This window comes from Chryseobacterium sp. C39-AII1 (genome assembly GCF_039672645.1).
Lineage (GTDB): Bacteria > Bacteroidota > Bacteroidia > Flavobacteriales > Weeksellaceae > Chryseobacterium.
On the sequence record NZ_JBDFPQ010000015.1, the window covers coordinates 72,279 to 81,309 of the forward strand.

The following is a 9,031-nucleotide window of genomic DNA, read 5'->3' on the forward strand; positions in this document are numbered from 1 at the left end:
AAAGCGTGCCAAAATTGAAAAATAAAAATAAAAAAAGCCCGAAAAATTCGGACTTTCTATGTTTCAACCTTAAATACAGGCAGATATATTATTTTTTAACAGTCTTTTTTACGGATTTTGCAGGCTTCTTCACGGGTGTCGATTTTCCTTTATAGAAGTTTGTGAAAGCATATTCTGCTGCTTTTTTCACATCAATAACACCGCCAGCTTGTGAAAGATCTCCAAAACCGTTTTCTGTACTTTTATTACTAGATTTCTCTAAAGACTCAATTACCTGCGCCGGAGTAAGTCCCGGCATATAAGCCAATAATACAGCCGCTGCACCTGCTACCACAGGAGAAGCCATTGAAGTTCCTTGTAAATATTCATACTTATCATGTGGAACTGTAGAATAAATTTCTTCACCCGGAGCAAAAACATTTACCATTTTCTTATTGAAATTGGAGAAACTTGCTCTTAGTTCATTATTTCTATTCGTACTTGCACCCACAACCAAAACATTGCTTACAAAAGGCTTATCATCGGTAATATTTTTGAAATTGGTAGGATACGCTAAATGTTCTGCAACATCTTCGTTTTCGTTACCTGCTGCTTTTACCAAAAGAACTCCTTTATCTTCAGCATATTTGAATGCATCCCAAACGACATTTTTTCCTGGAGAAACGGGTTTACCGAAGCTCATATTTAAAACTTTAGCACCGTTATCAACAGCATAACGAATGGCATTGGCAACATCTTTATCTCTTTCATCACCATTAGGAACTGTTCTTACAGACATGATTTTTGCCACTTTAGAAGCTACACCATACTGAACTTCTTTTCCTTGTGGAAGCCCCGCGATAATACCTGCAACGTGAGTTCCGTGTCTTGCATCTGGACCTTCATAATGATTGTTTCCATAAATTCTTTCAGAATAATCATCATAGTTATCTCCTACAATTTCTTTTCTGGGATCAAAATTAAGGTCATATTGCTGGGCTTTAGGAGTGTATTCTTCCAAAGCATCATTCATATCTTTTGTAATTTTAGCCTCGAAATCAGCACCTGACTTTCCTCTAAAACCAGGATCTTGAGTAAGTTGACTAAGAACTTGTAAAGCAATTGCATCTTTCTGCTCAGTCGGCTTCAATGTAGCAATTGTTTCAGAAGTTAGAGGTTTCCCACCTAACAATCTCATCATGTTCGGAATAGATTCCTTTATCATGGTAAACGTCTGCAATCCTTGTCTGCCTTCAACACTGTTTTTAGTAAACTTGTCTTTAGACTTCATGTACATTGCAAACTCTTCAGGCATTTTAGCTTGATTTGCTTTATTTTTTGTAGAATCGTCACCCTCGAAAATAGGTTTATATTTAGCAACAACACGAGTTACCTCCATATTATCTACATCAATATCGGCAGTTTTTCCACCAATGAAATTCCATCCGTGAACATCATCAATATATCCGTTTCCATCATCATCTTTACCGTTTCCGGGAATTTCGTTAGGGTTTGACCAGATATTCTTCACCAATCCAGGGTGATCTACCTGCACTCCACTGTCTAAAACGCCTACCACAACCGGAGTTGCTTTAAGCCCTTTAGATTCTAAATATTTATAGGCATTTTCTGTATTTACACCATATACTTTAGAAGTTGAAAAATCCTTATGATACCAAGTCATCAGGTCTTTCTCCTCTTTCGTGTCAGCAGTTTTACCTTGAGTATCCTGAGCGAATGCAAGGTTTAATCCCGTCAAAAAAACAGCAGCTAATAATACCTTTTTCATGTGAGTATAATTATTTAATATTTTTAATATAAGTCAAAGATTCCGGACCTTTGTTACAAACCAAATCTAAAATCGATAAATCTTTTAAAAATCCTAACTTATCCGTAAATGTCTGATAATATTCATCCATTTCATATTCGGAAGGTAATTTCGCAGAAAATTTCTCACGAAAATTAATCTCGTCAGGATTTTTGATATATTCTACATTCAAAGAGTGTGCCTTTTCTGTTTTTAAAATCTGCTGAATGATTTCTAACCCTTTAAGATTAAAATCTAACAGGAATTTTTCCTTTAAATCGAATATTTTTCTGAATTTATCTTCATAATATTCAAAATAAGGAGAACTTTGATATGCTGTTTTGATCGATTTCCAATGAAGAGTCTGCCAATCTTCACGATGAGAGATCTCAATATCTTTGAATTCTCTTTTCCCGTTATGCTGGATGGGAATAATTAATGAAAGTTTCCCATTTGCGCCATAAATATTAGCTCTGTTTCTGTACGTCTGCTTTGGAAAATTTTCAAACTGCTCAAAAACAACTTTATTTTCAGGATTTAAAAACTCTGAAAACCATGAAATTGGCGGTAAATAAAATACCGGTAATAATATATTCTGCATATTCATCATACAAAAATGAAGTATTTTTTCAAATACTTCATTCTATTTTTAAATTTATTTTAGCTCTTAATTGTCTTCTGATTTCTTCTTTCTGAAAACTTTCACAAAGTAATCCCACCCGAAGAATAAAATCAAAATCATTGCTGCAATCCACCAGTATGAAGTTTTATTAGCTTCTCCTGTATTGGTTGCTTTAAACATTCTTTCCCAACGGATCTTCCAAGGCGCCTGATAAGAAGAACTGGCATCCTTGAACGCCCCCTGAATACTCATCCAAGTAAACATTGGTTTTCCAACGATATTTTCTTCAGGAACGAAACCAAAGAATCTGGCATCTAAAGAAGCATCTCTGTTATCTCCAACCATCATATAATAATCCTGCTGAATAGTATACTGGTTAGTTTCTTTTCCGTTGATGAAAATCTTTCCGTTTTTATTTTCTAATTTGTTGTGCTCGTATTCAGAAATAATCCACTGATATTCTGGTAAAGTTTCCTGGTTGATCGTAACTACATCTCCTTTTTTAGGAATCTTTAAAGGTCCGTACCAATCCTGATTCCAAGGTTTATTGATTGGGAAAATAGATTGAGTAGTATCAATACTTTTTGTGTAAGCAGATCTGTCAGCATTCAATTTATATGAAACTGTTGCTGAATCTTTAGGGAAGATGCTTTCTTCCATACTTACCACGTTTGGTAAAATTTTAATTTCAGCTGCCGTTTTATCTGTTAATCCCTGGAAAGCATATAAAAATCCTTTATCCGTCTGCATTTCTCTTACCGGTAAAAACCCGTAAGTATTATATAAAGCTGGAATATCCAATTGAGTTCCCGTGTTCACTGTATAAGCATGCTGAACTTCCTGATCTCCTAAAACAGTTTCAGGTTTTCCGTTTACAAAAAGTCTTCCGTTTCTCATTTCGAAAGTATCACCAGCTACAGCGACCAATCTCTTTACATAAGGATCCTTTCTGTCAATTGCTGTATGTACAGAATCACGAGGGTAATTGAAAACAACAACATCATTTTTCTGAGGCTTGCTAAACTGGAAAATTCTTTCATAAGGAAGTTTGATTCCGTCCACGTAAGATTTAGGATCATCTTTAGGATTTCCTTTTTCGCCAGTATCCATTATTGTTCCCTGTAAGAAAGGAATTGCAACCGGACGCATTGGCAATCTGTAACCGTAGCTCCATTTATTTACAAAAAGGAAATCACCAACAAGCAACGTTCTTTCCATAGATCCCGTCGGAATCCCGAAAGGCTGCGTTACAAAAACGTGGATGATTGTTGCAAAAACTACCGCGAAAGTAATAGATCCAACGAAAGTATCTTTCTTTTTTGAATTCTTCTCTTCATCTGTTAAGAAAAGATCGTTTGCGTTTTCATCTTCTAACTCTACGTCTTTACCATAATTCACCGTTGCCATATAAATGAACGGAAGAATTACCGTAAGAAGCTGATCTTTAAAGAGAGTCTTCCCGAATTTTTTCATTAAATATAAATGAAAAACAGACATCATAATGGGTCCCACGATTGGCAAATACGATAAAATTGCCCACCATTTCGGATGTTTCGTCTCTTTTAAAATAATGAAATAATTGTAAAAAGGTATAAAAGCAAAAAGCGGATTATATCCTAATTTCTTGAACAGCTTCCAAGTTGAAGCCCCCATTAATACAGATAAAATGAGGACGTAGACTGTATAAGTTAAAAAATAGTTCATAAATTTTTGTGCCTAATCTATAATATGAATAATTGGTAATAAGCAATGAGTAATTTTTACTGCTTCCCATTGTTACCAATTAGTTTGCAATGTAGCGATTTTGTTACAAATTAAAGTCCCAAAACGTCTTTCATTCCGAAATTTCCTTTCTTTCCGATGATCCATTCTGCAGCAACTACAGCACCGAGTGCAAAACCGTTTCTGTTGTAGGCCGTGTGCTTGATCTCGATTTCATCTACTTCACTTCTGTAATAAACACTGTGGGTACCAGGAACTTCATCTTCACGAATCGCGAAAATCCCCAATTGGTTACCTTGGGTTTCTTCTAGTTTCCAAGCTTCAAATTTCGGATTATGCTTAAAAATTCCTTCTGCGATAGAAATTGCAGTTCCGCTTGGAGCATCTTTTTTATGTACGTGGTGAATTTCTTCCAACTGACAAGAGTATTCATCCACATTTTTCATTAGATCAGCCAGTTTTTCGTTTAAAGCGAAAAATAAATTAACACCTAAACTAAAATTCGATCCATATAAAAACGCAGTTCCGTTATCAACTGCTATTTGTTCTATTTCAGCTTTTCTTTCAAGCCAACCGGTTGTTCCACAAATTACAGGAACTTTATTTTCAAGACAAGCTTTTACATTTTCGTAAGCTACTTCTGGTAAAGAAAATTCGATGGCAACATCTGCACCGTTCAAATTTTCAGCAGTAGGAGTTTCTTTTAGTCGGGCAACCACTTCATGACCTCTCTTTGTGGCAATTTCATCAATAATTTTGCCCATTTTCCCATATCCTACTAATGCTATTTTCATATTTTATTTATCTGCTTTTTAAACAGCTTATTTATTTAAAATTCTATTCTATTTTAACGCAAAGGTCGCAAAGGTGTTTTACTACGTCGAATCTTCGATTTCACTTAACAAAGTCCGCGATAATTGGGAGAACAGAATTCATTATTAATTATTATTTATTAATTGTCTAGAATCTATAACTTAAACTTAAACCCGTTTTAGGAGGGTTAATCCCAAAATTATCCTGAATCACAGCAGGCGTTAGCGCAAGATCCGGATCATGACGACCTTCATAAAGATGGGCATCTACCACAGCATCCACAATATTTAGGATATAAATCAACCCTGTGATCGCAATGGCGTAATCTCTCTGTCTTTTTGCTCTGTCCTGTGCATTTCCCAACGCTACTTTATCTAGATTCGGGTTACTGTCCACAAATTCATTTGGCGTACCATTAAGCTTGGCAACGTAATATCCACGATATTTTTTATACTGATTATCATTCCAGATGGCAATTCCTGCCCCGACACCTACAGCACCCCAAACAATCGGAATTTTCCAGTATTTTTTATTATAATATTGTCCTAACCCCGGCAATACAGCAGAATACAAACCTGCTCTTGTAGGATTAAGCTTTGTGATTTTGGCTTTTTTCAGAGTTTTTGCATTCACCTTTTCAATATCCTGTACGATAGACGCTTCAGATTTTGTAGGCTTTTCCGCAGAGATACTGTCTTTCGGATGGTTTTCTACCCGAATAGTATCGTTGGGATTGACTTGTGAGTATGCCAACGCAAAAATACACAAGAAAAAAGTGAAAAGTAATTTCTTCATTTATTTAATATGAGATAAAATATATTCCAGCTCATCTTCATTTTTGAAGTCCAGAACAATTTTACCTTTTTTACCGTTTCCGGCTGTTTTGATTTCAACTTTTACATCTAAAATATCTGCAATCGTCTTCTGTGCTCTCTTATAATTGTTTGAAAGCTCAGCTTTTGCTCTTTTTGCAGCCGGTGATTTTGGATTTTTCAATGCAGTTGCCGCCTGCTCAGCCTGGCGCACATTCAGTTTTTCTTTAATGATAATATCAAATAAAACCTGCTGATGCTCTTCGCTTTCAAGGCTGATAATCGCTCTTCCGTGTCCTGCAGAAATTTCTCCGCTACGGATAGCATTCTGAATATCCGGACTTAACCTCAACAATCGGATAGAATTCGTAATGGTACTTCTGTCTTTTCCTACTCTTTGGCTAAGATTTTCCTGAGTTAATCCCACTTCATCCATCAGTCTTTGGTACGTTAATGCAATTTCTATCGCATCCAGATCCTCTCTCTGAATATTTTCAACAAGAGCCATTTCCAGCAGCTCCTGATCGTTTACCAAACGAATGTATGCCGGAATAGAAGTTAAACCTGCAATTTTTGTTGCCCTGAAACGTCTTTCCCCAGATATAATTTCGAATCTTTCGCCATCTTTTCTTAAAGTAATAGGCTGAATAACTCCTAAACTTCCGATAGATTTAGCAAGTTCGTTTAATGCTTTTTCGTCAAAATAAGTTCTTGGCTGAGCCGGATTCGGATAAATATCTTCAAGTGCAACCTCTACGATATTTCCCACAAATTTATCTGCCCCCTCATCAGTCGCTGAGTTGACAGATGCTTTGGATTCAGCACTTAAAATGGCACCCAAACCACGCCCCATAGCTCTTTTTTTGTCCTTCATAATATAATTGATAAGTGATACACTGTAAATGACTTAAAATCATTTTTCATGATACCTCTTTCTAAATTCTAATTTTTAATTCTTAACTAATTTCTCGTTCTTCAACAGCACTTCTTCTGCCAATTGGATATACTGCACAGCCCCTTTACTTTCTGCATCATAATTCAGAATGCTTTCTCCAAAACTTGGTGCCTCACTCAATCTTACATTTCTGCTGATAATAGTTTCGAAAACCATTTCCGGGAAGTGAGAGTTTACTTCTTCTACCACTTGGTTAGACAATCTCAATCTGCTGTCGTACATAGTCAAAAGCAAACCTTCGATATCTAAATCTTTATTGTGAATCTTCTGAACGTTTTTAATCGTATTCAGCAATTTTCCAAGCCCTTCCAATGCAAAATATTCACATTGGATAGGAATAATCACAGAATCTGCCGCCGTAAGCGCATTTACAGTAATCAAACCTAAACTCGGTGCACAGTCGATAATGATATAGTCATAATCATCTCTTACGCTTTCCAATGCTTTTTTAAGCATATATTCACGGTTATCTTTGTCTACAAGCTCGATTTCAGCTGCTACCAAATCAATATGAGAAGGCACAATATCCAAATTCGGAGTTGCCGTCTGCTTAATACAATTTCTGGTTTCCGCACTGTGTTCCAACAAATTATAAGTGGAATACTGAACATTATCTACGCCTAGCCCAGACGTTGCATTTGCCTGAGGATCAGCATCTATAATTAGTATTTTTTTCTCCAATACTCCTAACGCCGCTGCAAGGTTTACAGCCGTTGTAGTTTTACCTACTCCTCCTTTTTGATTAGCGATACCTATAATTTTTGCCATGATTCGAACTTTAAGGCTCAAAAATACACATTTTTCCGTGCTCTCAATGAACGGATAAATCGAAATTTGAGTTAAAATATTGTTAACAAGCAATTTAAGAATAAAAAAAATTATCCACAAAAAAAATTCTTTGTGGATAACTATCAAAATTTATTTCACATTAATTATTCAAACTGCATAGAGATCGGAAATTTAAAATAGCTTCTCACCGATTCGCCTTGTTTATTTTTCCCTGGCTTCCATTTTCCTTTGTTCGAGATCGATTTAATCGTTCTCATCGCTTCACTGTTGAAATCTGCATCTGCACCATTGGCTTTGATTCCTGAAATCGTTCCGTCGATCTCTACAATAAATGTTACTGTAGTTTTCAATACATCGCCGTTTCCTTCAATTCCTGAACCATCAAAATTGTTCATTACTTTAGTTCTGAATGAATTTATACCGCCTTCAAAAGAAGCTTCAACCGCCAATTCGCTTCCGCCAACAATTGCATTTTTATCCATTTTAGGAGGCTGCGCTACCGGAATTTGAGGAACCACAGGACCGTTTCCAATAGTTGGAGCAGGCGGAATGTAAGTATCTTTTACAGGCTCTCCTTTGAAATTATTCGTTAAACCAGCCACCGCATCTTCAGGAATTTTTTCCACAGGTTTTTCATCTGCTGTTGAAGAAGGAGTTGGAACAGAACTGTCAAACTGCTTCACATTGGGAGGAGCAACAGGCTGAACCGGCTTTACTATCTCTTTTGGAGGATCTTTTTCCAAAGGAGTATCTTCGATAATAAAAGGGCGGTAAACTGGCTCTATCGTTTCTCTCGTTTCTGTCTTTTCAAAAGCCGAAATTACGAATGGAGAAATTGAAATTGCTGCCAATAAACTTACTCCGATAAAAAGTGCTTTGGTTAAAATTTTGTCTGATTCGTTTCTTAAAACATAGGCACCATATTCTTTATTTCTGTGCTCAAATAAGATTTCATTAAAACGAAATTCCTGGTTTGTTTCTAGTTGTTTCATCACTATAAATATTTAAACTGTTAAAAAAAATTGACTATTAACTCTGATAATAATCATCGATATTCGATGTTGTACGTTCAAAATTATTGCCAATATTTTGTTAAAAACCCAATTTAAAGCACATTAACAACTGAATTTATAAATTTATGGGTAGGTTGAGAGGTAATTTTTTAAATTTATCGTAATGGGAGTTTTGAAGGAATGAAATCTTTTGGTTTGACATTTAAAAATTTTTCAAACTTGATTTTTTGTATTTTTTTAAACGCAAAAGTCACAAAGTTTTTGTCTAAAATTCTTGTGGATATTTTTCGTTCGAAAAAGCGTTTCACTCAAAAAAAGAACATTGAATTTATCCTAGAAACTGGAATGACAAACGTTGAGATTATTTACGCTTTTAAATGTATGACTGCAATCCTAGCCCTGATGTTCTATGTTAAATTGCAAATTATTTAGGTTAAAATTTTAAAGTTTTTTTGATAATCCGGTTGATATTTCGTCTTATTCTTCACCACTCCAAAACAGATTCTCAAAAGTTTATTA

The 9,031-nt window shown here is 35.5% G+C and carries 8 protein-coding genes; all 8 read right to left on the bottom strand.

The window, feature by feature from the left end:
• Positions 1–88: 88 nt before the first annotated feature.
• Positions 89–1,768 carry a S8 family serine peptidase gene (locus tag ABEG63_RS18215; RefSeq protein ID WP_346586707.1) on the bottom strand — a complete coding sequence of 560 codons (1,680 nt, stop codon included), beginning with the start codon at positions 1,766–1,768 and terminating at the stop codon, positions 89–91.
• A 10-nt stretch (positions 1,769–1,778) separates the two neighbouring features.
• Complete coding sequence (locus ABEG63_RS18220; RefSeq protein WP_346586715.1) at positions 1,779–2,393, bottom strand: WbqC family protein; 615 nt, start codon at positions 2,391–2,393, stop codon at positions 1,779–1,781.
• 60 nt (positions 2,394–2,453) lie between these two features.
• Complete coding sequence (gene lepB, locus ABEG63_RS18225) at positions 2,454–4,112, bottom strand: signal peptidase I (RefSeq protein ID WP_346586709.1); 1,659 nt, start codon at positions 4,110–4,112, stop codon at positions 2,454–2,456.
• Positions 4,113–4,222: 110 nt separating this feature from the next.
• Complete coding sequence (gene dapB / locus ABEG63_RS18230; protein ID WP_346586711.1) at positions 4,223–4,924, bottom strand: 4-hydroxy-tetrahydrodipicolinate reductase; 702 nt, start codon at positions 4,922–4,924, stop codon at positions 4,223–4,225.
• 166 nt (positions 4,925–5,090) lie between these two features.
• Positions 5,091–5,738, bottom strand: coding sequence for a DUF5683 domain-containing protein (locus ABEG63_RS18235; protein ID WP_312399878.1), 648 nt, complete (start codon positions 5,736–5,738; stop codon positions 5,091–5,093).
• Positions 5,739–6,629, bottom strand: a complete 891-nt coding sequence (locus ABEG63_RS18240) for a ParB/RepB/Spo0J family partition protein (protein ID WP_267405135.1) — start codon at positions 6,627–6,629, stop codon at positions 5,739–5,741.
• A 75-nt stretch (positions 6,630–6,704) separates the two neighbouring features.
• Positions 6,705–7,478 carry an AAA family ATPase gene (locus ABEG63_RS18245; protein WP_267405134.1) on the bottom strand — a complete coding sequence of 258 codons (774 nt, stop codon included), beginning with the start codon at positions 7,476–7,478 and terminating at the stop codon, positions 6,705–6,707.
• Between the two features lie 164 nt (positions 7,479–7,642).
• A complete protein-coding gene (locus ABEG63_RS18250) occupies positions 7,643–8,491 on the bottom strand; it encodes an energy transducer TonB (protein ID WP_346586713.1) in 849 nt (282 codons plus the stop codon).
• Positions 8,492–9,031: the final 540 nt, after the last annotated feature.

Coding starts and splice junctions, on each gene's coding strand:
- ABEG63_RS18240 (WP_267405135.1), bottom strand. CDS start 6,629: ATGAAGGACAAAAAAAGAGCTATGGGGCGTGGTTTGGGTGCCATTTTA.
- dapB (WP_346586711.1), bottom strand. CDS start 4,924: ATGAAAATAGCATTAGTAGGATATGGGAAAATGGGCAAAATTATTGAT.
- ABEG63_RS18220 (WP_346586715.1), bottom strand. CDS start 2,393: ATGAATATGCAGAATATATTATTACCGGTATTTTATTTACCGCCAATT.
- ABEG63_RS18250 (WP_346586713.1), bottom strand. CDS start 8,491: ATGAAACAACTAGAAACAAACCAGGAATTTCGTTTTAATGAAATCTTA.
- ABEG63_RS18245 (WP_267405134.1), bottom strand. CDS start 7,478: ATGGCAAAAATTATAGGTATCGCTAATCAAAAAGGAGGAGTAGGTAAA.
- ABEG63_RS18235 (WP_312399878.1), bottom strand. CDS start 5,738: ATGAAGAAATTACTTTTCACTTTTTTCTTGTGTATTTTTGCGTTGGCA.
- lepB (WP_346586709.1), bottom strand. CDS start 4,112: ATGAACTATTTTTTAACTTATACAGTCTACGTCCTCATTTTATCTGTA.
- ABEG63_RS18215 (WP_346586707.1), bottom strand. CDS start 1,768: ATGAAAAAGGTATTATTAGCTGCTGTTTTTTTGACGGGATTAAACCTT.